The sequence below is a fragment of the Kutzneria viridogrisea DSM 43870 genome (genome assembly GCF_000525635.1).
Classification (GTDB): domain Bacteria; phylum Actinomycetota; class Actinomycetes; order Mycobacteriales; family Pseudonocardiaceae; genus Kutzneria; species Kutzneria viridogrisea.
This window is the reverse complement of the sequence record NZ_CP007155.1, coordinates 2,120,847-2,142,428: the sequence shown is the minus strand read 5'-3', so window position 1 is coordinate 2,142,428 and position 21,582 is coordinate 2,120,847. Positions and strand designations below refer to the sequence as shown.

The window sequence follows — 21,582 nt, the reverse complement described above, 5'->3', positions numbered from 1 at the left end:
ATGCGTGCGCTGCGACAAAATCAGCCGACGATACGCTTGGCGCCGAAGTAGTTGCTGCTGGCCTGGGCCAGCGGAACCACCTTGACGTTCTGGCCGGTGGTCGGCGCGTGCACCACCATGCCGTCACCGACGACCATGGCCACGTGGTAGATGTTGGACGCCGTGGTGCCGAAGAACACCAGGTCCCCCGGCTGCAACTCACCGCGGGACACCGACTTGCCCACCCCGTACTGGGCAGCGGCCGAGCGCGGCAGGCTCACCCCGGCCATGCGGTAGGCGTACTGCATCAGCCCCGAGCAGTCGAAGCCACCGCCGGGGGTCTCCCCGCCCCACACGTAGGGGACGCCCCGCTGGCCCAGCGCGGCCTGCATGGCCACCCCGGCGGCACCCGAGGGCCCGATGAACGAGCCGAGGTCACCGGCGAAGCCCAGCGCCTCGCGGTCGGCCCCGGTGACCTTGGACAGCGCGGCCTTCGCCTCCGTGGCGGCCTTGTCCGCGTCCTTCTTCTTCTGGTCCAGCTCGGCAAGGAGCTTCTGCGCCGCGTCGGTGGCCGACTTGGCGCGCTGCTGCGCGTCGGCGGCCCGGGACTTGGCGTCGGCGGCCTTGGTCACCGCGGCGTCGTAGGTCTTGAGGATGTCCACGTTGCGCGAGGCCAGCATCTCCAGCGCGGTGGACTGGTCCAGGAAGTCCTGGGCGGAGCGCCCGGAGAGCAGGGCGGACAGCTGGGTGAAGTTCGCGCCCTCGTAGGTCGCGGCGGCCAGCTTGTCCACCTGGCCGCGGAAGCGCTCCTCCTCGGCCTGCGCCGCGGTGAGGTCGCGCTGGGCGGTGGAGATGTCCGCGGTGGCCTTGTCGAACTCGGCCTGGTGCGCGGCGACGGCGTCCTTGGCGGCGAGGTACTGCTGGCCGATCTGCTCGGCCTGCTTGGCGACCTCGTCCAGGTGCTTGCGCGCGTCGGAGACCGGGGCCGGGTCGGCGGTGGAGGGGGTCGCGCCCAGGCCGACACCCGCGGCGGTCACGGCCGTGACCGCCACCGCAGTGCGCATGACGTGCTTGAGTCGGGGGGTAGCCACGGCGGGCAGGCTACTCCCGGCCACAGAACGCACCGGAGCCGACACCCCCGGTGAGGGTGTCGGCCCTGGTGACAGCCTTGATCAGCCGACGATGCGCTTGGCGCCGAAGATGTCGCTGCCGGACTGGCCGATCGGCACGATCTTCACGGTCTCGCCCTCGGTGGGGGCGTGCACGACCTTGCCGGAACCCACGTACATGGAAACGTGGTGGATGTTGGAGGCGGTCGAGCCGTAGAAGACCAGGTCGCCGGGCTGGAGGGAGTCCATGGAGACGGACTTGCCCACGGTGTACTGCGCGGCGGCCGAACGCGGGATGGTGACCCCGGCCTGGGCGTAGGAGTAGAGCATCAGGCCCGAGCAGTCGAAGCCGCTGGGCGTGGTGCCGCCCCACACGTAGGGCACGCCGCGCTGGGCGACCGCGACGTTCATCGCGGTACCGGCCGCACCGGCGGGGCCGACGAACACGCCGTTGTCGCCGTTGCTGTTCAGCCCGTTCCTGGCCGCACCGGACAGCTGGTTGTAGGCGGCCTGGGACTTCGCGACGGCCGCGTCGGCGTCCTTCTTCTTCTGTTCCAGGTCAGCCACGATCTTGGCGGCCGCGTCGGCGGCGTCGCTGGCGCGCTTCTGCGCGTCGGCAGCCTTGTTCTTGGCCTCGGTGGCCTTGTTGACCGCGGCGTCGTAGGTGCCGAGGATGTCGGCGTTGCGCGAGGCGATCATCTGCAACACGGTGGACTGGTCCAGGAAGTCCTGCGCGGACTGGCCGGACAGCAGGGCCGACAGCTGGGTGAACTGCGCGCCGTCGTAGGTCGCGGCTGCGAGCTTGTCCACCTCGCCCCGGAACTGGCCCTCCTGCTTCTGGGCCGCATCGAGGTCCTTGCCGTACTTCTCGATGTCGTGCGTGGCCGTGTCCTTGGCGTCCTGCTTGGCCTTCAGGTCGTCCTTGGCGGCCAGGTACGCCTGCTGGGCCTTCTCGGCCGCGGCACTGGCGTCGTTGAGCTGCTTGAGCGCGTCCTGCTGGTTGGCGGGCGGGTCTGCGACCGCGGAACCGGGGTTCATGCTGACCACGGCGGCCACGGCGGTCATCGCCAGTGCACCGCGCATCGCGTACTTGAGTCGGTCCGACGCCACTGCGGTGGTGTCTCCTCACATCGTTCGCCCGCACCGGTTCCCCCGATGAACCGAGATGGCGGTGACTGCGTGTCACCGGCCACCACGACCGGCTGGTCCCCACGAAGTCTCGGGTAGGTTACGAAAAGTGAGGCCGCTCGTCCACTAGCGGCTGTCAGCAAACAGGACGAACGGTCCACTAACTCGTTCGGAGTAGGGGTCGGATACCTGTGGTGGTGAACACACCCAGGCCGTTCACCTGGTCATGCGAACCGCTCACCGCGAAACCCCGTATGCGCAAGCCAGGGCACAGTTAACTGTTCACACGCGCACGAGGCGGGCCAACAGCACCGCGGAGGGCACCGGGTGTGCACCCCGCCTGCGCACCGAGTCGGCCACCGCGCGGTCGGAGGTGACCACAACCACAGGCCGCCCCTCCGGCTCGGCGGTCACCAGCGCGCGGATCACGTCGTCGGCGAGCACCCCGGGGTCGCTGAACAGCACCCGCACCCCGCGCGGGCTGGCCGAGGGCACCGCCACCACCCCGGCCCCGTCGAAGACCACCGTCACCTCGGCGCCGGTCCTGGCCGCCAGCACGGCCATCTGGTGCACCAGCCGGTCCCGCTGGTCGGCCAGCGGCAGCTCCGGGTAGCCCGTCTTGGTGACGTTGTAGCCATCCACCACCAGGTGCACCGCGGGCAACGCGAGCAGCCGGTCCAGGGCCGCCGGGTCCTCCACCCGCCCCACCGCGCCCTGTGCGGCGGTCGCCCCCCGCACCATGTCGGCCGGACGCGGACCCGTGCCCCCGCCCAGCGCGAGTTCCCTGCGCAGCCCCGTCACCGCCCCGTCCAGGGTTTCCACCAGCAGGGCGAGCCGCACCTCGTCGGCCTGCCGCGCCTCGCGCGCCGACTGCCTGGCCACCTCCGCCTCGGCCGCCGCCCGGCGGGCCTTCGCCCGCTCCAACTCCGCGCGCTCCCGCTCCCGGTCGCGCTCCGCGGCCAGCGCCTTGACCTCGGCCTGTGCCTGCGTGCGCGCCCGATCCGCCTCGGTCGTCGCCGCCTCGGCCCGGTCCTTGGCCTCGCGGAGTTTGACGCCCTGTTCGCGCAAGCGTTTGCGCAGCCGCTCCAGCTCGGTGTCCCGCTCCTGCGCGAGCCGTGCCTCCGCGCCCTGCGTGGCGTCCAGTTCGCCGCGCAGCCGCTCCAGCTCCGACTCCAGCCGTTCCGCCCTGGTCACCGCGTTGTCCCGCTCCAGGCGCAGCTGTGCCTCGCCCGCCCGGCGCGCGACCAGTTCCAGGTAGTGCACCGCCACCGGGTCGCCCAGCAGCACCGCGGCCGTCGCCGCCGCGACCGGATCCGGGGCCGTCAGGTCCAGCACGCTGGGCCGGTGCTCCCGGCACCACTCCAGCACCGCCGTGCGGAACGCCGCGGAGTCGCGCAGACCCGCCAGCAGCGCGCCGCCCCCCAGCCGTGCCCGCTTGGCCGGGGCGAACCTCGCCACCGCCTTGACCTGCTGCGGGACGTCGACCCGCGCGAGCGCGCCCACCGCCTCGGCGCCGATCTCCGCAAGCCGCGAGCGCACGGCGTCGGGCAGCGCGGACCAGTCCACTGTGGACGGCTCCTCCGCACCGTCCACGGCGGACAGCTCAGGCTCCTGACCCGGCTCATCGGGCTCGGCTGACGGCGACACCCCACAAGGCTAGTGGTCACGCCTCGCCCCCACACCCCGCGAGTCCCGTCCTGGCGCACGCGAGTCCCGCTGAGCCGCACACGAGTCCCGCCCAGGGGCGCACGAGTCCCGGTGAGCAGCACGCGAGTCCCGGCCGGGGGTGCACGAGTCCCACCCACCGACGCACGAGGCCACCCGACTCGCCCACCCCGCCCCCGCGTCTTCGCGCCGGTCTCTGGACCGCCGGCCCGAGATGATCACATCTGTCCAGTGATCATCTCGGGACAGGGAAGAGACCGGACCTCAGCGAAGACGCCGCGCCCCGGAGGGGCGCCAAGAACACAGCGGGCCCGCGTCTTCGCGCCGGTCTCTGGACCGCGGGCTCAGGTCGACCGCATCTGTCCAGCGGTCGACCTGAGACAAGGGAAGAGACCGGACCTCAGCGAAGACGCCGCGATCCGGAGGATCGCAGAGAGCGCAGCGGGCCCAGCATCCGACCAGGCCCGCTCGGGGCGCCCGCGTCAGTCCAGCGGGCGCCCCGAGCACCCCCGCCAAGCGACCGCCGCACACCGGAAACTGTCAGACCCACCCACTAGCGTCCCCACCGATGACCACGACTGCCACCGACGACTCCCAGCTCTCGTTCGACGAGCTGGGCACACCGCTGCGCGAGACCACGTTCGTCGTGGTCGACCTGGAGACCACCGGGGGCAGGCACGGCGAGGACGCGATCACCGAGATCGGCGCGGTGAAGGTGCGTGGCGGCGAGGTGCTGGGCGAGTTCGGCACCCTGGTGAACCCGGGGCGGCCCATCCCGCTGGAGATCGTGCGGCTGACCGGGATCACCGAGGCGATGGTCTATCCGGCTCCGCCGGTGGCCGAGGTGCTGCCCGCGTTCCTGGAGTTCGCGGCGGGTGCGGTGCTCGTGGCGCACAACGCGGGCTTCGACACGGGCTTCCTCAAGGCGGCCTGCACCCGGCACGGCTACGCGTGGCCGAAACCGCCGGTGCTGTGCACGGTGAAGCTGGCCAGGCGGGTGCTCACCAGGGACGAGGCGCCCAGCTGCAAGTTGTCCGCGCTGGCGGCGATGTTCAGCGCGTCCACGACCCCGAACCACCGCGCGCTGGACGACGCACGGGCCACTGTGGACGTGCTGCACGCCCTGCTGGAACGGCTCGGGCCGCTGGGTGTGCACTCGCTGGAGGAGCTGTTCGACTACTTACCCGAGGTGACGCCCGCACAGCGCCGCAAGCGCACGCTGGCCGCGGGCCTGCCGAGCGCCTCCGGTGTCTACATGTTCCGGGGACCGTCGGAGGAGGTCCTGTACGTCGGGACCGCGAGCGACCTGCGCAGGCGGGTGCGGCAGTACTTCACCGGCAGCGAGAGCAGGGGCCGCATCCGGGAGATGGTCGCACTGGCGACGCGGGTGGACACAGTGGTCTGTGCGCACTCGCTGGAGGCCGAGGTGCGTGAGTTGCGACTGCTGGCGGCGCACCGTCCCCAGTACAACCGGCGGTCGAAGAACCCGCAGGCGGGCTGGTGGGTGGTGCTCACCGAGGAGGCGTTCCCCCGGTTGTCGGTGGTGCGCCGGGCCAGGGACGGCGCGCTCGGCCCCTTCCGCACCCGCGGTGCCGCCGACTCGGCGGCCGCCGCGATCAGTGACGCCACCGGGCTGCGGACCTGCACCCAGCGGATCCCCGCCAAGGGGGCTCGGGGCACGCCCTGCGCGCTGGCCGAGTTGGGCCGCTGCGGCGCACCGTGCGCGGGCCGACAGGACGTGGCGTCCTACGCCCTGGGCGCACAGGTCGTGCAGGACCTGGCCTCGGGGCAGAGCACCGCCCCGTTCGAACGGCTGGCCGCCCAGCTGGCGGAGTTGGCCGCCACGGAGCGGTTCGAGGAGGCTGCGCTGCGCCGTGACCGGCTCGCCAACCTGGTGCGCGCCGTGGACCGCGGCCAGCGCATGGCGGCGTTGGCGGCGCTGCCGGAGGTCGTCGCCGCCCGTCCGGACGAGCACGGCGGCTGGGAGTTCGCCGTGGTGCGGCACGGCAGGTTGGCCTCAGCCGGAGTGGCCAGGCGGGGTACACCGCCCATGCCGGTGGTGGCGGCACTGGTCGCGGCCGCGGAGACCGTGCTGCCCGGTGAGGGCCCGCTGCGTGGTGCGCCCGCGGAGGAGACCGGGGTGGTGCTGCGCTGGCTAGCCAGGCAGGGCACCCGGCTGGTGCACTGCGACCAGCCCTGGTCGGTGCCTGTGCGGTCAGCGGCTGCCTGGCTGGACTGGGTGGACCGCGCCGTCGCGGGGAGAGGGGGCTACCAGGGCGCCAACTGATCGGCTGAGTTCCACCCCGCCACCGCGCGGGCCGAAACCGAGGCTCTCGTAAAGGCCCCGGCCGTCTTCGGTGGCGTGTAGGTCGAGCGCGGGCACCTCGCGGGCGTCCAGTTCGGCGAGCAACGCCACCATGACCGCACGCGCCATGCCGTGCCGCCGCCACTGCGGGTCTGTGCAGACGTTGCTGATGTGCGCCGACACCCCGGTCGGGTTGCCGGGCCCGGGCACGCCCCGGCGCAGCTGTGCGAGCGCGGCACAGGCCAAGCCCTGACCCTCGGGCACGTCGATCACCAGGCACACGAAGTCCGCGCCGCCCAGTTTGCGGGCGAAGTGGTCCACGCAGGGCTGACGCCACGAGGTGTCGGCCAGGTCCACACCCATCGCGGCGAACATGTGCTCACGCAGCCGCACCAACTCGTCGGCATCATCCGCGACCGCCGGTCGCACCGCCCAACTCATGGGCCCACCGTATGACCCCACCACCCCGCGAGTCCCGCGCACAGGAGCATGAGTCCCGCCCAGCCGCCGCCGAGTCCCGCAGTGGTCTCGGGTGGATCAGCACCCAGGCACGACGGAGAGCGGGATTCGCCCCCTGGAGGGCGGGACTCGGGCGCCCCAGAACGGGACTCGCCACCCAGACGACGGGACTCGCGCGCTGCGGGGCGGGACTCGGGGTGGGTGGGGTGGCGCCTAGGATCGGAGGCCCACCAGCTGAGGAGGTCCCGTCGTGATCACGGCGATCGTGTTGATCAAGGCTACCGCGGAGACGATCCCCGACGCGGCGCAGGCGATCGCCGACGTCGAGGGCGTGCAGGAGGTCTACTCCTGCGCGGGCGACGTCGATCTGATCGCGCTGGTGAAGGTCGCCCAGCACGAGGACCTGGCAGCGCTGGTCCCCGGCGAGATCAGCAAGGTGCCCGGCGTGCTGTCCACCGACACGCACATCGCCTTCCGCTCCTACTCGCGGCGGGACACCGAGGACACCTTCTCGGCGGGCCTGGACGGCGCCTGAGACCGCACAACGAGTGAGGCCCCCAGCCGCAGTGGCTGGGGGCCTCACTCGTAGCAGGAGCGTCAGTCCTTGGGGGCCTGAGCCTTGCCAGCCAGCTGCTTGGGCTGGTCCGCGGACTCCTCGTCGCTGTGCTGCGCGGCACGGGCCTTGGCCAGAGCAGCGGTCTCCTCGGCCGGGTCGGGGCTGAGGAAGCCACCCGCCACCGGCTCGCCCGCGGCACCGAGCTTGTTCATCTTCTTGGGCACGGGAGCGCCCTGGTAGGCCAGCTCCACCGGGTGGCCGTGGTCGTCCACCGGGCCCAGCGGCTGGTGCAGCTCGATGAACTCACCGTGCGGCAGCCGCTTGATGATGCCGGTCTCCACGCCGTGCTCGAGCACCTCGCGGTCACCGCGCTGCAGGCCGATGCAGATCCGGTAGGTCACCCAGTACGCCAGCGGCGGCAGGACCAGCAGGCCGATGCGGCCGATCCAGGTCGTCGCGTTCAACGAGATGTTGAACTTGTCGGCGATGATGTCGTTACCGCCGGCCAGCAGCGTGACCATGAAGAACGTGATGGCCATCATGCCCAGGCTGGTGCGGACGGGCACGTCGCGCGGGCGCTGCAACAGGTTGTGGTGCGCCGTGTCCCCGGTGAGCTTGCGCTCGATCCACGGGTAGGCCGCGGCCAGACCGGTCAGCAGCGGGAGGCCCGCGATGAACGGCCAGAACGGCGCCGGGATCGTGTAGTCCCCGAGCGGGCCCAGGTGCAGGTAGGTCTCCCAGGCGGGCCACAGTCGGACCAGGCCGTCGGTCCAGCCCATGTACCAGTCGGGCTGCGAACCGGAGGAGATCTGCGCCGGGTTGTACGGGCCGAAGTTCCAGATCGGGTTGATCTGGAACAGGCCGCTCATGGCCGCCAGCACGCCGACCACGATGGCGAAGAAGCCGCCACCCTTGGCCGCGAACACCGGCATAATGCGCACGCCGACGACGTTGGTCTCCTTGCGGCGCACGCCGGGGAACTGCGTGTGCTTCTGGTACCAGACCAGCCCCAGGTGCACGGCGATCAGCGCGAGGATGATGGCCGGCAGCAGCAGGATGTGCAGCGTGTACATCCTGGGCACGATGACCGTGCCGGGGAACTCCGAACCGAACAGCAGGTACGCGGCCCAGGTGCCGATCACCGGGATCGACTCGATCAGGCCGAACATGACGCGCAGACCGGTACCGGACAGCAGGTCGTCGGGCAGGCCGTAGCCGAAGAAGCCCTCCATCGCGCCGAGCATGAACAGCACGACGCCGATGACCCAGTTGACCTCGCGCGGGCGGCGGAACGCACCGGTGAAGAAGATCCGGAGCATGTGCGCCACGATCGCCGACATGAACAGCAGCGCCGCCCAGTGGTGGATCTGCCGCACGAACAGACCGCCGCGGACCTCGAAGGACAGGTCCAGCGCGGACTGGAAGGCCCGCGACATGTTCACGCCGCGCAGGTTGGTGAAGGGACCGTTGTAGGTCACTTCCTGCATCGACGGGTCGAAGAACAGCGCCAGGTAGGTGCCGGACAGCAGCAGCACGATGAAGCTGTACAGCGCGATCTCACCGAGCAGGAAGGACCAGTGCGTCGGGAAGACCTTGTTCAGCTGGCGCCGCATGCCCTTGGCGAGGTGGTACCGGTCGTCGGCCCACTTCGCGGCGCCACCGGCGATCCGGGTCGCCGCGTTCACCGGCTTGGTCGGAGAGGTGCCGCTCATGAGTTGCGCTCCCAGAAGGCGGGGCCGATCGGCTCGTTGAAGTCGGCCCTTGCCACGAAGTATCCGCTCTCGTCAACCGTGATCGGAAGCTGCGGCAGTGCGCGGGCCGCCGGGCCGAACACCGGCTTGGCGTACTCGAACACGTCGAACTGCGACTGGTGGCACGGGCAGAGCAGGCGCCCGGTCTGCTGCTCGTACAGCGAGGTCGGGCAGCCGAGGTGGGTGCAGATCTTGGAGTAGGCGTAGTAGTCGCCGTAGTTGTAGTCCTCCTGGCCCGCGCGCTTGGTCACGGCCTGGTCCGGGCGCAGCCGGATGAGCATGACCGGGTTGTCGGCGCGGTGCAGGGCGGCGGAGAGCTTCTCCTCGTCGTGCCGCTCCGACTCGCGGAACGGGAACACGGTCTCGAAGCCGCCCGCGTCCAGGTCCTCGGGGCGGATCAGCACGACGGCCTTCGGGTCACCGGTGTTGCGGCGCAGGTAGACCTTCTCGCCGTTCTGCGGCTTCCACCCGGTGTGCAGCAGCGAGTCCGGGGACTCCTTGTCCGCCCACGGGTTCTTCAGCATGCCGCCCAGGGGCAGCGCGACCAGGCCGAGACCCATCACGCCCGCGCCGAGACCGGCCGAACGCTTGACCAGGTTGCGGCGGGTGATGCCGCTGCGCACACCGGCGTCGGCCAGCTCGGCCAGCACCGTCTCCTGGTCGACCTTGTCGGAGCCGCCGTCGTGGCGGTCCTGCACGGCCAGCTCGTGCGGGATGAACTTCTTGGTGTAGGTCAGCGCGCCGACACCCAGCGCCAGCACGGTCAGGCCCAGGAACAGGCCCACCAGCGGGGTGTAGAGGCTGTAGAGCAGGTGCCCCTCGGCGTTGGGCGACTCGTACTCCCAGGGCCAGAACAGGAACACGCCGAGGAAGGCCAGCCCGAACAGGGCGGCAAGCAGGAACCAGATGGCCACGCCGCGCTCGGCGCGCTTCTCGGCCTTGGTGCCCTTGACCGGCCACGGGTCCTCGTAGTGCACCAGCTCGACCCCGTCGAGCTTGGTGCCCAGCCGGACCAGCTGGTCACGGTCCATCTCCGCGAGCTCTGCCTCGGTGGGCAGCTTGTCCTCCTGCTCGCCACTCATGCCTTGGCTCCGATCCACAGGGTCACGCCGACCAGCGCGGCGATGCCCACGATCCACCCGATCAGGCCCTCGGAGATCGGGCCGAGCCCGCCGAGGGCGTTGCCGCCGGGGTTGTTGTTGCCGTCACTGACGGACTTGATGTACGCGATGATGTCCTTCTTCTCCGCCGGGGTGAGCTGGCGGTCGCCGAACACCGGCATGTTCTCCGGGCCGGTCAGCATCGCGGTGTAGATCTGGTCCTCGGTGACGCCCTCGAGCTCGGGCGCGAACTTGCCCGAGGAGAGCGCGCCGCCGCGGCCGGTGAAGCTGTGGCAGTTCGCGCAGTTGAGGCGGAACAGCTCGCCACCGCGTGCCGGGTCGTCACCGCGCAGCGCCTCACCGGTCTCGGTGGGCTTCTCCTTGCCGCCGCCGTGCGCCTGGATGTACGCGTCGATCGCGTCGATCTCCTCAGGCGTGAACTTGGCGGGCTTGCGGTTGGCCTCGGCGGTCTGCGCGGCCAGCGGCATGCGGCCGGTGGACAGCTGGAAGTAGGAGGCCGCGGAACCGACGCCGACCAGGCTGGGGCCGCGGTCCTTCACGCCCTCCAGGTTCTGGCCGTGACAGGTCACACAGGTGTTGTTGTAGAGCTGCTCGCCCTTCTGGAGGAGGGCGGAGGTGTCGGAGGCCTGCGCGGTCTGCGGCTCCGGCACGAACCCGGCGTACAGGGCCCCGGCGCCCAGCAGGGCGACGCCCAGGGCGAGCACACCGGAGATCCGCCGCTTGAGCTTCGACCGCGAGCGGGCGCGGCGGCCAGCCTTGGTCGTGCCCCCTGGCGAGGCGCTTGGCGTGGTGGTCATTGTTGCGGCAACCCTTGCTAGTCAGTTCGGGGCTGAACGCCCTACGTCAGGGGATCAGGTAGATGACGGCGAACAAGCCGATCCACACGATGTCGACGAAGTGCCAGTAATAGGACACGACAATCGCGGAGGTCGCCTGGGCAGGCGTGAACTTGCTCAGCTTGGTCCTGATGAGCAGGTAGACGAATGCGATCAGACCGCCGATGACGTGCAAGCCGTGGAAACCGGTTGTGAGGAAGAACACCGTGCCGAACGCGGAGCCCGCGATCGTGGTGCCCTCCTCGGCCAGGTTCCGGTACTCGTTGGCCTGGCCGAGCACGAAGATCGCACCCATCACCAGGGTCAGCAGGTACCAGCGGCGCAGGCCGAACACGTCGCCCTTCTCCGCCGCGAAAACACCCCACTGACAGGTGAAGGAGGAGGCCACGAGGATGACCGTGAACGGCAGCGCGTACGCCTTGTCCAGGTGCGTGGGCTCCGGCGGCCACACACCGACGTTCTGGGCCTTCACGGTGAAGAACATCGCGAACAGACCTGCGAAGAACATCAGCTCGCTGGACAGCCACACGATGGTGCCCACGCTGACCATGTTGGGGCGGTTCAGCGAGTGGACTCGCTGACCGATGGGGGGCGCTGCCGTTGTCACGTCTCGCATTATTGCTTGCGGGAGATCGGCCCGCCCGGTCGGGTGGGTCGGTGCGCGGAGATCACGCAGAGATCACGGAGGGCACGGGTGCTCAACCGACTCCGGGCGCTGTGGCGTCGACCCCGGGAAATGCCGCTGGACGTGCGGGATCCCGATCTGGTGGTGGTCGCCGAGGCGTTCGACCTGGCAGAGGCCGATTCAGCGGTGCTGGCCCGTTCGGAGCAGTGGCGCGCCGAGGAGCAGGCCGTGCTCAGGCACCACCTGGTGCTGCCCGCGCGCGAGGTGGACCGGGCGCGGGAGGTACTCGCGCAGGACGGCTGGACGCTGGTGGAGTCCGGGCAGGGCGAGCCGGTGCCGCTGCACGCACTGCGCGCGCAGCGGTTGGACGTGCTCAGCTGCGCCCAGGAGCGGTCCCGGATGGCTGGGCTGGCACAACGGCTGGGCGGGGACTGGCTGGGGTGGGACGCACTGCAGACCTGAAGGTGTGACACAGCTAGCATCCACCTATGAGCGCGCAGACGTGGAAGATCCTGGTGTTCAGCCACCGGCCGGAGGTCCGCGAGGCGATCATCAACGCCGTGGGCCGGCGCCCGGCGCCCGACCTGGGCAGGGTCGACTACCTGGAGGCCGCGACCATCACCGAGGTGCTCTACCACGTCGACGCGGGCGCGGTGGACCTGGCGATCCTCGACGGTGAGGCGCAGCCGACCGGCGGCATGGGCGTGTCCCGGCAGCTGAAGAACGAGATCACCAACTGCCCGCCGGTGGTCGTCGCGGTGCGTCGCAAGGACGACCGCTGGCTGGCCACCTGGTCGCAGGCCGACGCGGTGATCGTGCACCCGCTGGACCCGCTGGCCAGCGCGGAGACCGTGGCCGAGGTGCTGCGCTCCGTGCGGTTGCCCGCCGTCCAGGGATGAGCGCGCCCACCTGGCCCGGGCTGCTGGGCAAGCTGCTCGGCGGTGAGGACCTGGCAGGCGAGGAGTCCAGCTGGGCCATGGACCAGGTGATGTCCGGGCTGGCCACGCCCGCGCAGATCGCCGGGTTCGCGATCGCGCTGCGGGCCAAGGGCGAGACGCCCGAGGAGGTCGGCGGCCTGGCCGCCGCGATGCTGTCGCACGCGCGGCGGGTCGAGGTGGACGGCCAGGCCATCGACATCGTCGGCACCGGCGGGGACCAGGCGGCCACGGTCAACATCTCCACGATGGCCGCGATCGTCACGGCCGCGGCCGGGGTGCCCGTGGTCAAGCACGGGGCGCGGGCCTCCTCCTCCAAGTCGGGTACCGGTGACGTGCTGGAGGCCCTCGGCGTGGCCATCGAGCTGTCCCCGGAGGCCGTCCGGCGCTGCGTCACCGAGCTGGGCATCGGCTTCTGCTTCGCGCCCGCCTACCACCCGGCGCTGCGCTACACCTCCGGTCCGCGCCGCGAGCTGGGTGTGCCGACCGCGTTCAACTTCCTCGGCCCGCTGACCAACCCCGCGCAGCCCAAGTACGGGCTGATCGGCTGCGCCAACCAGCGCATGGCCCCGGCGATGGCCGGGGTGTTCGCCCGGCGCGGGGCCGAGGTGCTGCTGGTGCGCGGTGATGATGGTCTCGATGAGATCACCACCACGACCACCACTGCGGTGTGGATCACCAGCGGTGGCGCCGTGCGCACGGACAGCATCGACCCGTCCCGGCTGGGCGTGTCCCCGGCGACGCCCGAGCAGCTGCGTGGCGGCGACCCCGAGGTCAACGCCGAGGTGGTCCGCGAACTGGTGGCCGGGCGGACCGGTCCGGTGCGCGACGCGGTGCTGCTCAACGCGGCCGGTGCCGTGGCGGTCTACCGGGGTCTGGGCGCGGACCTGCACGCCGACCTGGCCGCGGCGCTGGACGCCGTGGCCGATGCCGTGGACTCCGGCGCCGCGGCGGCCCTGCTGGAGCGCTGGATCACCCTCTCCAGCAAGCTGCACGAGGCCTGAGCCGCCACACGGGGTTTCCCCGCGTGTCGGACGTTGCGGTACCGCGTGTCGGCGCTTCCGGAGCGGTGTGTTCGCGCTTCCGGGACATGCTCTCGGCAGCTGGGAAACTGCCTCCGAGGCGCCGACACGCGGTACGCGAAGCGCCGACACGCGACGTTGGTGGCCACGCGTGTCGGCGGCTCCGGGTCAGGTGGCCAGCACGCCGTCGACACGGCCCTGGTGGCCGGCCAGCACCGCACCGGGGTCGGTGCCCAGCACGTCCTGGAGCAGGGTGGCGTAGACGTCACGGAAGTCGGTCGTGACGCGCAGATCACCGTTGTCCAGGTCGGTCAGGCTGGGCTGGTCCCCGTAGAAGCCGCCGCGCACGGTGTCGCCGACGAGGAAGACCGGGCCCGCCGTGCCGTGATCGGTTCCGTCGCTGGCGTTGGCGTGCACCCTGCGGCCGAACTCCGAGTACACCAGTGTGACGACCTGCTTGCCCCGGTCCGTGCGGCGCATCCTGGCGACGAAGCCCGACAGCGCGGAGTCCAGCTCGCCGAGCAACCGCTGCTGGGTGCCGCGTTCGTCGGCGTGGGTGTCGAAGCCGCCGAGCGACACGGAGTAGGCCCGGGTCGGCACACCGGCTTCGACCAGGCCCGCGACCACGTCCAACTGGGCGGCCAACTGCCCCTTGCCGCCGTCGTGGTCGTGTGCGGACCCACCGAGCTTGGCGGCAGTGGTGTGCAGGTCCGCCACCGAGCGGGCGGCCCGTGCCACCAGCGGGGACTCGCCCTGCTGGGGCTGGCCGAGCGCCTGGTAGGCGGCGCCGAGCGCACCTGTGGGCAGCTTGAGCCCGCTGACCGGCAGGCAGGCACCGGCCGCGCGCTGACCCGCCAGCAACGGGGGCAGCACCGGCTCGACCGACACGGCGCGCAGCGGGTCGTCCCCGGTGGCGTCCAGCCAGCGGCCGAGCCAGCCGGTCTGCGAGGCGGTCTGCGGGGAGGCGGTCTGCCAGATCGCCATGGACCGGAAGTGGCTGTGATCGGGCTTGGGGTAACCAACGCCACGCAGCACGGCCAGCCGCTTGTCGTCCCAGAGCTTCTTGAGGCCCTTCATGCCGGGGTTCAGGCCCAGGTCCTCGCCCAGGTCCAGCACCTCTTCCGGCTTGTACGCCAGGTCCGGCCGCGCGTCCTGGTACGCCTTGTCCGCCGCGGGCACCACGGTGTTCAGGCCGTCGTTGCCGCCGTAGAGCGTGACCACGACCAGCACCCCGGCGTCCGGGGACAGGGGGTTCTGCGCGGCGGCGGTCATCAGCTGCGACCAGTCCACCCGGCTCGCGCCCAGCGCCAGCACCCCGGCCCCGGCCACGCCGGTGGCCAGCAGGAAGCCGCGCCGACCGAGTTTGCGCGTCATGTGCTCACCACGTATTCCGGCGCGCAGGCCGCCACGGCGACCAGGGCAGCGCCCTTGAGCTTGGACAGGGCGGCCGAGGTGCGCTGGCTCCAGGCGTCCACGCCCAGCAGGCGGCGTGCGTCCTCGGCGTTGGCCACGTGCGCCAGGTCGGCGTGCTGGGTGATCAGCTGGGCCAGGTGCAGCCTGGCCAGGTCCGCCGAGGTGGTCAGCCAGGACTGACCGGCGGGCCAGCCGCCGACGCTGGGCGGCTCGAACGGGACCTGGCCCATGCCGCGCAGCTCGGCCAGCAGCTGCGTGCTCGGCAGCTTGCTCGGGACCACGTCGAGCGCCCGCATCAGGCCGACGGCCCACTCCACGGGCTGCTTGACCAGCGCGGTGCCCGGGTCCCTGAACGCCGGTTCGGCGACCAGCGCCCGCAGCAGGCCCGTCACGTCCCGGCCGGGCCCGTACCCGGCGACGAGCCGGTTCAGCGCGTCAGCCGGGACCGGGTCACTGCTGACGAGCCGGAACCACAGCCTGGACGCGATGAACCGGGGCGAATCCGCACGGCCCAGCAGCACGTCCACCAGCGAGTTGGCGTCCAGCGGCCCGGTGGTGCCCAGCACCGTCTTGGCCCCGCCGTCGTGCCGTTTGGCCACGAGGTTGGCCTTGACCGCCGCGCGGTCCACGGTCCAGCCGGTCAGCGCGCGGGCCGCCTCGCGCACGTCGTTCTCGGTGTAGTGCCCGATGCCCAGCGCGAACAGCTCCATGAACTCGCGGGCCAGGTTCTCGTTGGGCGAGCCCGAGCGGTTGTCCTGGCCGTCCAGCCACAGCAGCAGCGCCGGATCGGTCACCATGGACTTCGCCAGCGCGGTGAAGGAGCCGGCGCCGAGCTGCCGCTGCTGCTGGTTCTGCCGCAGCATCAGCCGAGGGCCCCGCACCTTCTGCTCGCCGGTGGCGAAGTGGCCGTGCCAGAACCAGGTGAGCCGTTCCGGCAGCGCGGCCTTGACCGTGACCATGCGGTCCAGCCACCACAGGCCCGCCTTCAGCTCCTGCTGCCGCAGCGCCTGTTGCGCCTGCTTGCGCTCGGCGGGGCTGGCCTGCTTGCCCGGTCTGCCGGGATCCGGTCCCAGGTCGGGCATTGTCACGGGGTCAGGGGTCGCTCCGAGCACGGTCTGCACCGCCGCGGTGAAGCCGCCGGCCGCCAGCTGGTCCAGCTCCGCTGGCCGCGGGCCGAAACCCAGCCGGTCCAGCAGTCGCCGCGTGGCGGCCCGTTCGTCGAGTAAGGGCACCAGCCAATGCTCGCCAACCCCGCCGCCGGACGCAGCGCCGTACGCCCTTCGCTCAGCAACCCTTCAGGAGCCCAAACGCCGTGAAGGTGGCTTTCGCTGCGTTCAACGCAGCGAAAGCCACCTTCACGGCACGAGGAGGGGTCAGTCGTGGTTGGGGCCGGTGTGGTACTCGAACACCAGGCCGCCGACCATGATCAGGATGATGATCACCGAGATGACCAGCATCCAGACCTGGAAGAAGGCCAGGGACAGGCCACCCATGGCGGCGGCCAGTGCCAGGCCGAAGGGCCAGTAGCTGCCCGGGCTGAAGAAGCCCAGCTCACCGGCGCCGTCGCTGATCTCGGCCTCCGGGTCGTCCTCGGGACGCTCGGTGATGCGGCGCGAGATGAACCGGAAGTAGGTGCCCACGATCAGGCACAGGCCGCCGGTCAGGGTCAGGCCGACGATGCCGACCGGCTCCTTGGCCCACAGGCCGTAGAAGATGGCCACCAGGAAGCAGAAACCGGCGACGATCTCGAAGAGGCGCGCTTCGATCTTCATGGACGGTGCCTCAGCTTCCCGTGCGAGCGGTGCGGTCGGTGTTGAACGGGTGCGTGGTGACCGCCACCGGGCTGCACAGCTCACCGCAGTTCATCGCGGACAGCGCCTCGGCGGCCGAGTACGGCTTGCCGGTCTTGGCGTTGATCTGCGTGCGCAGCTTCATGAACTTGTCGAACAGCTCCGGCGAGAGCGCGCGGACCTCGAAGTTCATCGCCGAGTGGTACACACCGCACAGCTCGGCGCAGCGGCCGACGAAGGCCCCCTGCTGGTCGATCGTGTTCTGGAAGGCCCAGTCCTGGTTGTTCTTCTCCGGCGAGGGGAACACGTCGCGCTTGAAGTTGAACTGCGGCACCCAGAACGAGTGGATCACGTCGGTGGAGCGCAGGTTGTACTGCACCCACTTCGTGGTCGGCAGCACGAGCAGCGGGATCTCCGAGCTGGAGCCCACGGTGCGCACCGGCTGACCGTCGGGGGTCTTGTAGCCGGGGTACTCGAACTGCCAGTTCCACTGGAAGGCCACCACGTTGACGTTCACGTCCGGCGTGTGGCTCTTGTCGGTGACCGAGTTCTCGGTCGTGGCGGTGAAGTAGAACAGCACGGCCACGATGACCACCGGGATGACCGTGTAGACGATCTCCAGCGGGTGGTTGTACTGCAACTGCTTGGGCAGTTCCTCGCCGCGCTTGCGGTGGAACACCACCGGCCACAGGATCAGCACCGCGGTGATCAGGCCGATCACCAGGGCGGCGATGACCGCGCCGGTCCACAGGTTGCGCATGTCGTCGGCCTGCGGGGTGACGCCCTGCGGCCAGCCGAACCTCAGAACCTCATCAGTGGAACAGCCGGTAGCCGCCACCGCGACCAGGCCCACCAGCCCGGCTACCTTGGCGATCCGGGCCGCCCGCGTGCCTTCCATCAGGCCCACAGCGCGATGCCTCCTTGGTGATAACCACTCTCGCGGCGCGGGAACGGACGCCGTGACGAGCTGTGACGGCACCCAGCCGTCAGTCATGCGGGAGCCTAACCCAGACCACCCACACCCACCCCTCGGGGGTGATCGCCAGGGGTGGCCCCGTTTGCCCTGGCTGTGGCCCCGCTCACTGTCCCGCCCCACCTGGGACAACCACCGGGCACCGTGAGCCGTCCTGCATGCGACGACCAAGCGAACCCGGTGCGGCGGTCACCGGCATACTGGGCGCCACACCAGGGGTTCGCTAGCTCACACAGGAGAGGTGCGTTTAGGCGTGTGCGGTCTGCTTGGACTGATCTGTCCCACCGAGAACGCCGCCCAGCAGGCGCGTTCTGCGGTCGCCGAGGCACTGCACTGCCAGCGGCACCGTGGCCCGGACGAGGCCGCGACCTGGCAGGGCGGCGAGGTGGTGTTCGGCTTCAACCGGTTGTCGATCATCGACCTGGAGCACTCCCACCAGCCGTTGCTGTGGGGCCCGCCGGGTGAGGAGGGCCGCTACGCGCTGGCCTTCAACGGTGAGATCTACAACTACATCGAGCTGCGCGCCGAGCTGATCGAGAAGTACGGCGCCCAGTTCAACACCGACGGTGACGGCGAGGTCATCGTGGTGGCGTTCCACTACATGGGCGCCGCCGCGGTCAGCCGCCTGCGCGGCATGTTCGCCTTCATGATCTGGGACAGCCAGCGCAAGGTGGTCTTCGGCGCGCGCGACCCGTTCGGCATCAAGCCGCTGTACTACGCGGTCGGCCAGGGCGGCCTGGCCATGTCCAGCGAGAAGAAGAGCGTGCTTGAGCTCGCGCCGACCCTGGGCGTGGAGCCGAAGCTGGACCGCAGGGCGCTACAGCACTACCTGATCCTGCAGTACGTGCCGGAGCCGGAGTCGCTGAACACGCACGTGCGCAGGCTGGAGTCGGGCACCTCGTTCACCTACTCCCCCGGCGGGGAGCTGGTCACCGAGCGCTACTTCGTCCCGCGGTTCCGCCCGCGCGCGATGCACGGCCCCGCCGACGCCACCAAGCTGCACGCCGACATCGCTGACGCCCTGCGCGACTCGGTGGCCAAGCACATGCGCGCCGACGTGACGGTCGGCTCGTTCCTGTCCGGTGGCATCGACTCCACGGCCATCGCGGCGCTGGCCAAGGAGCACAACCCGGACCTGATCGCCTTCACCACCGGCTTCGAGCGGGCCGGCTACTCCGAGGTGGACGTGGCCGCCGAGTCGGCCGCCGCGATCGGTGTGAAGCACGTGGTGCGCACGGTGACGGCGGCGGAGATGATGGAGTCGCTGCCGCTGATCGTCTGGTACCTGGACGACCCGGTGGCCGACCCGGCCCTGGTGCCGCTGTGGTTCATCGCCCGCGAGGCCCGCAAGCACGTCAAGGTGGTGCTCTCCGGTGAGGGCGCCGACGAGCTGTTCGGCGGGTACACGATCTACCGCGAGCCGCTGTCGCTGGCCGCCTTCGAGAAGGTGCCCGGCTCGCTGCGCGGGATCATGGGCAAGGTGTCCACCCGCATCCCCGAGGGGGTGCGCGGCAAGGACCTGCTGCGCCGCGGCGCGCTCACCCTGGAGCAGCGCTACTACGGCAACGCCCGGATCTTCCGCGACGACCAGCTGCGCCAGGTGCTGCGCACCTACAGCCCGGCCGTCACGCACGCCGACGCCACCGCCAAGCCGTACCGCGAGTCGGCGGGCTGGGACCCGGTGAGCCGGATGCAGCACGTGGACCTGTTCACCTGGCTGCGCGGGGACATCCTGGTCAAGGCGGACAAGGTCACCATGGCCAACTCGCTGGAGCTGCGGGTGCCGTTCCTGGACAACGAGGTGTTCCGGGTCGCCTCCCAGGTGCCGCTGGAGCAGAAGCTCACCAGGGAGACCACGAAGTACGGGCTGCGCCAGGCGCTGCGCGAGATCATCCCGGGGCACGTGCTCAACCGGCGCAAGCTGGGCTTCCCGGTGCCGATCCGGCACTGGCTGCGGGAGGACATGCACGGCTGGGCCGTGGACATCGTGCGCCAGTCGCAGACCGACCACCTGATCGACAAGCAGGCCGTGCTGGCGATCATCGAGGAGCACCGCGCCGGTGTGCTCGACCACAGCCGCCGGATCTGGGCCCTGCTGGTGTTCATGATCTGGCACGGCATCTTCACCGAGGGCCGGATCCGCCCGGAGATCCCCGAGCCGCAGTACCCGGTCAAGCTCTGAACACGCGGAAGGGCCCCTCCGATCGCGGAGGGGCCCTTCGCCGTCGGGTCAGGCGGGCAGGATCGCCGCGATCTCGGCGGTGGCCTCGGGGCCGAAGGTCTCACCGAAGCGGCTCAGCGCCGACTCCTTGGTGAAGCTCCACTCCTGGGCGCCCTCGGCCTCCAGCACGTGCACGGCCACCAGCGAACCCAGCTGCGCGGCCCGCTCCAGGCCCAGCCCGGCGTCGATCGCGGCGAGGAACCCGGCGCGGAAGCCGTCACCGACCCCGGTCGGGTCGGTCTTGGCCAGCTCGGGCACGGCGGGCACCTGGAGCGAGGCGACGTCCTTGCCGACGATCTCCACGCCCTTCTCGCCCAGCGTGGTGATGCGCATGCCGACCTTGTCCAGCACCTCGGCCTCGGTCCAGCCGGTCTTGCGCAGCAGCAGTTCCCACTCGTAGTCGTTGCTGAACAGGTACTTGGCGCCCACGATGAACTGCCGGACCTGCTCCCCGTCCATCCAGGCCAGCTGCTGGGACGGGTCCACGGCGAAGGTGTAGCCGCGCTGGCGGCACTCCTCGGCGTGCCGCTGCATGGCCGCCGGGTCGTCCGGGCTGATCAGCACCAGGTCCAGCCCGCCGACCCGCTCCGCGATGGGCGCGAGCTCGATCTGGCTGGCCTCGGCCATCGCGCCCGCGTAGAACGAGGCGATCTGGCACATCTCCTCGTCGGTGGTGCACACGAAGCGGGCGGTGTGCTTGAGCTCGCTGACGTGCACCGCGGAGCAGTCCACCCCGTGGCGCTCCAGCCAGGAGCGGTAGTCGTCGAAGTCCTTGCCCACGGCGCCGACCAGGATCGGGCGGTGGCCCAGCACGCCAAGGCCGAAGGCGATGTTGGCGCCGACCCCGCCACGGCGCATCACGAGGTCGTCGACGAGGAAGCTCAGCGAGACGCGGTCCAGCCGCTCGGCGACCAACTGCTCGGAGAACTTCCCGGGGAAGTGCATCAGGTGGTCGGTGGCGATACTGCCGGTGACAGCGACGGGCACGGGCAACTCCCCGGTTCGGTGGGTCGTGGGGCGGAACATGGTGCAGGGCCGATGGTGCCACCCGGTCGGGTGGTCATCGGCCCAGAAGGCCAGACTACCGATTGGTAACGGATTCCACTGTTGGACGCCTGGATTTACGGTCACGGGATGACCGCCCCCGAAGCCACCTCACTCGACGAGCTCATCAGCGACTGCGCGGACATCCCCAGTTCGCTGCACGCTCGTACCGTGCCGCTGCCCACTCCCCGGGACGCCGCCCCGTGGGAGGTGGACGAGGTCTGCACCGCCCAGGTCAGCGACCTGGACGACTACGGCCTGTAGTCCCCCACACATGCGAAGGGGCGGCACACCGACTGGTGTGCCGCCCCTCGTCGGCTTTCCCCGCCTCGCGCAACCGCGTCTTCGCGCCGGTCCCGCGTCTTCGCGCCGGTCTCTGGACCGCAGGCCCACGATGATCACATCTGTCCAGTGATCATCGTGGGACAAGGGAAGAGACCGGGTCAGAGCGAAGACGCCGCGCCCCGGAGGGGCGCAGAGAGCGAAGCGGGCACAGCCATCAGTACCGAACCCACGCCCGCTCGGGAGAGCCCGCATCAGTCCAGCGGGCGACCCGAGCACCCCGTCGGAGACCGGGACTCGCGTGCGTCAGAGCGGGACTCGCCCGCCCGTGGACGGGACTCACGCTCCCACGAGCGGGACTCGCGTGC

20 protein-coding genes are annotated in these 21,582 nt (G+C 70.7%); 7 read left to right on the top strand and 13 right to left on the bottom strand.

Annotated elements, in window-relative coordinates; all coding sequences use genetic code 11:
- Nucleotides 1–20 precede the first annotated feature (20 nt).
- The 3 genes from KALB_RS09740 to KALB_RS09730 all read right to left on the bottom strand — a co-directional run bounded on the left by KALB_RS09740 (nucleotide 21) and on the right by KALB_RS09730 (nucleotide 3,863).
- A complete protein-coding gene (locus KALB_RS09740; protein WP_025355532.1) occupies nucleotides 21–1,070 on the bottom strand; it encodes a C40 family peptidase in 1,050 nt (349 codons plus the stop codon).
- Nucleotides 1,071–1,151: 81 nt separating this feature from the next.
- Nucleotides 1,152–2,198, bottom strand: coding sequence for an NlpC/P60 family protein (locus tag KALB_RS09735; RefSeq protein WP_025355531.1), 1,047 nt, complete (start codon nucleotides 2,196–2,198; stop codon nucleotides 1,152–1,154).
- A 300-nt stretch (nucleotides 2,199–2,498) separates the two neighbouring features.
- Entirely contained in the window at nucleotides 2,499–3,863 is a 1,365-nt protein-coding gene (locus tag KALB_RS09730; RefSeq protein ID WP_025355530.1) for an NYN domain-containing protein, read from the bottom strand.
- 586 nt (nucleotides 3,864–4,449) lie between these two features.
- Here KALB_RS09730 and KALB_RS09725 point away from each other — a divergent pair.
- On the top strand, nucleotides 4,450–6,168 hold the full coding sequence (locus tag KALB_RS09725) for a DEDD exonuclease domain-containing protein (RefSeq protein WP_025355529.1): 1,719 nt from the start codon (nucleotides 4,450–4,452) through the stop codon (nucleotides 6,166–6,168).
- Here the strand turns inward: KALB_RS09725 and KALB_RS09720 are convergent.
- On the bottom strand, nucleotides 6,097–6,627 hold the full coding sequence (locus tag KALB_RS09720) for a GNAT family N-acetyltransferase (RefSeq protein ID WP_025355528.1): 531 nt from the start codon (nucleotides 6,625–6,627) through the stop codon (nucleotides 6,097–6,099). The two genes, KALB_RS09725 and KALB_RS09720, sit on opposite strands and share 72 nt — an antisense overlap.
- A gap of 268 nt (nucleotides 6,628–6,895) precedes the next feature.
- Between KALB_RS09720 and KALB_RS09715 the strand changes: the two genes are divergently transcribed.
- Complete coding sequence (locus KALB_RS09715) at nucleotides 6,896–7,180, top strand: Lrp/AsnC family transcriptional regulator (protein WP_025355527.1); 285 nt, start codon at nucleotides 6,896–6,898, stop codon at nucleotides 7,178–7,180.
- Between the two features lie 62 nt (nucleotides 7,181–7,242).
- Here the strand turns inward: KALB_RS09715 and qcrB are convergent, their stop codons facing one another.
- Genes qcrB through ctaE form a run of 4 tightly spaced genes read right to left on the bottom strand, consistent with a single transcriptional unit; the run spans nucleotide 7,243 to nucleotide 11,525 of the window.
- On the bottom strand, nucleotides 7,243–8,913 hold the full coding sequence (gene qcrB, locus KALB_RS09710; RefSeq protein ID WP_025355526.1) for a cytochrome bc1 complex cytochrome b subunit: 1,671 nt from the start codon (nucleotides 8,911–8,913) through the stop codon (nucleotides 7,243–7,245).
- Nucleotides 8,910–10,034, bottom strand: a complete 1,125-nt coding sequence (gene qcrA, locus KALB_RS09705) for a cytochrome bc1 complex Rieske iron-sulfur subunit (protein ID WP_025355525.1) — start codon at nucleotides 10,032–10,034, stop codon at nucleotides 8,910–8,912. The genes qcrB and qcrA overlap by 4 nt, the downstream gene beginning before the upstream one ends.
- The gene (qcrC, locus tag KALB_RS09700) at nucleotides 10,031–10,870 is read right to left on the bottom strand and encodes a cytochrome bc1 complex diheme cytochrome c subunit (protein ID WP_025355524.1); all 840 of its coding nucleotides are present in this window, start codon (nucleotides 10,868–10,870) and stop codon (nucleotides 10,031–10,033) included. The genes qcrA and qcrC overlap by 4 nt, the downstream gene beginning before the upstream one ends.
- A gap of 46 nt (nucleotides 10,871–10,916) precedes the next feature.
- Nucleotides 10,917–11,525 (bottom strand): aa3-type cytochrome oxidase subunit III, encoded by a 609-nt coding sequence (ctaE, locus tag KALB_RS09695; protein WP_025355523.1) that lies wholly within the window; start codon nucleotides 11,523–11,525, stop codon nucleotides 10,917–10,919.
- Nucleotides 11,526–11,645: 120 nt separating this feature from the next.
- On the opposite strand from ctaE, the gene KALB_RS09690 reads away from it, so the two are divergent.
- From KALB_RS09690 to trpD, 3 genes are read left to right on the top strand one after another with little or no spacing between them, the layout of a single operon-like run.
- Nucleotides 11,646–11,996, top strand: a complete 351-nt coding sequence (locus KALB_RS09690; protein WP_042220301.1) for a hypothetical protein — start codon at nucleotides 11,646–11,648, stop codon at nucleotides 11,994–11,996.
- A 26-nt stretch (nucleotides 11,997–12,022) separates the two neighbouring features.
- Nucleotides 12,023–12,433 (top strand): hypothetical protein, encoded by a 411-nt coding sequence (locus tag KALB_RS09685; RefSeq protein WP_025355521.1) that lies wholly within the window; start codon nucleotides 12,023–12,025, stop codon nucleotides 12,431–12,433.
- The gene (gene trpD, locus KALB_RS09680; protein WP_025355520.1) at nucleotides 12,430–13,473 is read left to right on the top strand and encodes an anthranilate phosphoribosyltransferase; all 1,044 of its coding nucleotides are present in this window, start codon (nucleotides 12,430–12,432) and stop codon (nucleotides 13,471–13,473) included. Before KALB_RS09685 ends, trpD begins: the two co-directional genes overlap by 4 nt.
- A gap of 186 nt (nucleotides 13,474–13,659) precedes the next feature.
- Here the strand turns inward: trpD and KALB_RS09675 are convergent, their stop codons facing one another.
- The 4 genes from KALB_RS09675 to ctaC all read right to left on the bottom strand — a co-directional run bounded on the left by KALB_RS09675 (nucleotide 13,660) and on the right by ctaC (nucleotide 17,592).
- Entirely contained in the window at nucleotides 13,660–14,865 is a 1,206-nt protein-coding gene (locus KALB_RS09675) for a DUF1501 domain-containing protein (RefSeq protein WP_025355519.1), read from the bottom strand.
- Nucleotides 14,862–16,136, bottom strand: coding sequence for a DUF1800 domain-containing protein (locus KALB_RS09670; RefSeq protein ID WP_025355518.1), 1,275 nt, complete (start codon nucleotides 16,134–16,136; stop codon nucleotides 14,862–14,864). Before KALB_RS09670 ends, KALB_RS09675 begins: the two co-directional genes overlap by 4 nt.
- A gap of 141 nt (nucleotides 16,137–16,277) precedes the next feature.
- A complete protein-coding gene (locus tag KALB_RS09665) occupies nucleotides 16,278–16,676 on the bottom strand; it encodes a cytochrome c oxidase subunit 4 (RefSeq protein ID WP_025355517.1) in 399 nt (132 codons plus the stop codon).
- 10 nt (nucleotides 16,677–16,686) lie between these two features.
- Complete coding sequence (ctaC, locus tag KALB_RS09660; protein WP_030108456.1) at nucleotides 16,687–17,592, bottom strand: aa3-type cytochrome oxidase subunit II; 906 nt, start codon at nucleotides 17,590–17,592, stop codon at nucleotides 16,687–16,689.
- Between the two features lie 328 nt (nucleotides 17,593–17,920).
- Between ctaC and asnB the strand changes: the two genes are divergently transcribed.
- The gene (gene asnB / locus KALB_RS09655) at nucleotides 17,921–19,849 is read left to right on the top strand and encodes an asparagine synthase (glutamine-hydrolyzing) (RefSeq protein WP_025355515.1); all 1,929 of its coding nucleotides are present in this window, start codon (nucleotides 17,921–17,923) and stop codon (nucleotides 19,847–19,849) included.
- 48 nt (nucleotides 19,850–19,897) lie between these two features.
- Here asnB and KALB_RS09650 read toward each other — a convergent pair whose 3' ends face one another.
- On the bottom strand, nucleotides 19,898–20,914 hold the full coding sequence (locus KALB_RS09650) for a carbohydrate kinase family protein (protein ID WP_182838277.1): 1,017 nt from the start codon (nucleotides 20,912–20,914) through the stop codon (nucleotides 19,898–19,900).
- Nucleotides 20,915–21,022: 108 nt separating this feature from the next.
- On the opposite strand from KALB_RS09650, the gene KALB_RS48220 reads away from it, so the two are divergent.
- A complete protein-coding gene (locus KALB_RS48220; RefSeq protein WP_169743528.1) occupies nucleotides 21,023–21,196 on the top strand; it encodes a hypothetical protein in 174 nt (57 codons plus the stop codon).
- Nucleotides 21,197–21,582: the final 386 nt, after the last annotated feature.

Excerpts from the sequence above, each read along its gene's own strand:
- KALB_RS09725 (WP_025355529.1), top strand. The coding sequence starts at position 4,450 with ATGACCACGACTGCCACCGACGACTCCCAGCTCTCGTTCGACGAGCTG.
- KALB_RS09720 (WP_025355528.1), bottom strand. The coding sequence starts at position 6,627 with ATGAGTTGGGCGGTGCGACCGGCGGTCGCGGATGATGCCGACGAGTTG.
- qcrB (WP_025355526.1), bottom strand. The coding sequence starts at position 8,913 with ATGAGCGGCACCTCTCCGACCAAGCCGGTGAACGCGGCGACCCGGATC.
- qcrA (WP_025355525.1), bottom strand. The coding sequence starts at position 10,034 with ATGAGTGGCGAGCAGGAGGACAAGCTGCCCACCGAGGCAGAGCTCGCG.
- qcrC (WP_025355524.1), bottom strand. The coding sequence starts at position 10,870 with ATGACCACCACGCCAAGCGCCTCGCCAGGGGGCACGACCAAGGCTGGC.
- ctaE (WP_025355523.1), bottom strand. The coding sequence starts at position 11,525 with ATGCGAGACGTGACAACGGCAGCGCCCCCCATCGGTCAGCGAGTCCAC.
- KALB_RS09690 (WP_042220301.1), top strand. The coding sequence starts at position 11,646 with ATGCCGCTGGACGTGCGGGATCCCGATCTGGTGGTGGTCGCCGAGGCG.
- KALB_RS09685 (WP_025355521.1), top strand. The coding sequence starts at position 12,023 with ATGAGCGCGCAGACGTGGAAGATCCTGGTGTTCAGCCACCGGCCGGAG.
- trpD (WP_025355520.1), top strand. The coding sequence starts at position 12,430 with ATGAGCGCGCCCACCTGGCCCGGGCTGCTGGGCAAGCTGCTCGGCGGT.
- KALB_RS09675 (WP_025355519.1), bottom strand. The coding sequence starts at position 14,865 with ATGACGCGCAAACTCGGTCGGCGCGGCTTCCTGCTGGCCACCGGCGTG.
- KALB_RS09665 (WP_025355517.1), bottom strand. The coding sequence starts at position 16,676 with ATGAAGATCGAAGCGCGCCTCTTCGAGATCGTCGCCGGTTTCTGCTTC.
- ctaC (WP_030108456.1), bottom strand. The coding sequence starts at position 17,592 with ATGGAAGGCACGCGGGCGGCCCGGATCGCCAAGGTAGCCGGGCTGGTG.
- KALB_RS09650 (WP_182838277.1), bottom strand. The coding sequence starts at position 20,914 with ATGTTCCGCCCCACGACCCACCGAACCGGGGAGTTGCCCGTGCCCGTC.
- KALB_RS48220 (WP_169743528.1), top strand. The coding sequence starts at position 21,023 with ATGACCGCCCCCGAAGCCACCTCACTCGACGAGCTCATCAGCGACTGC.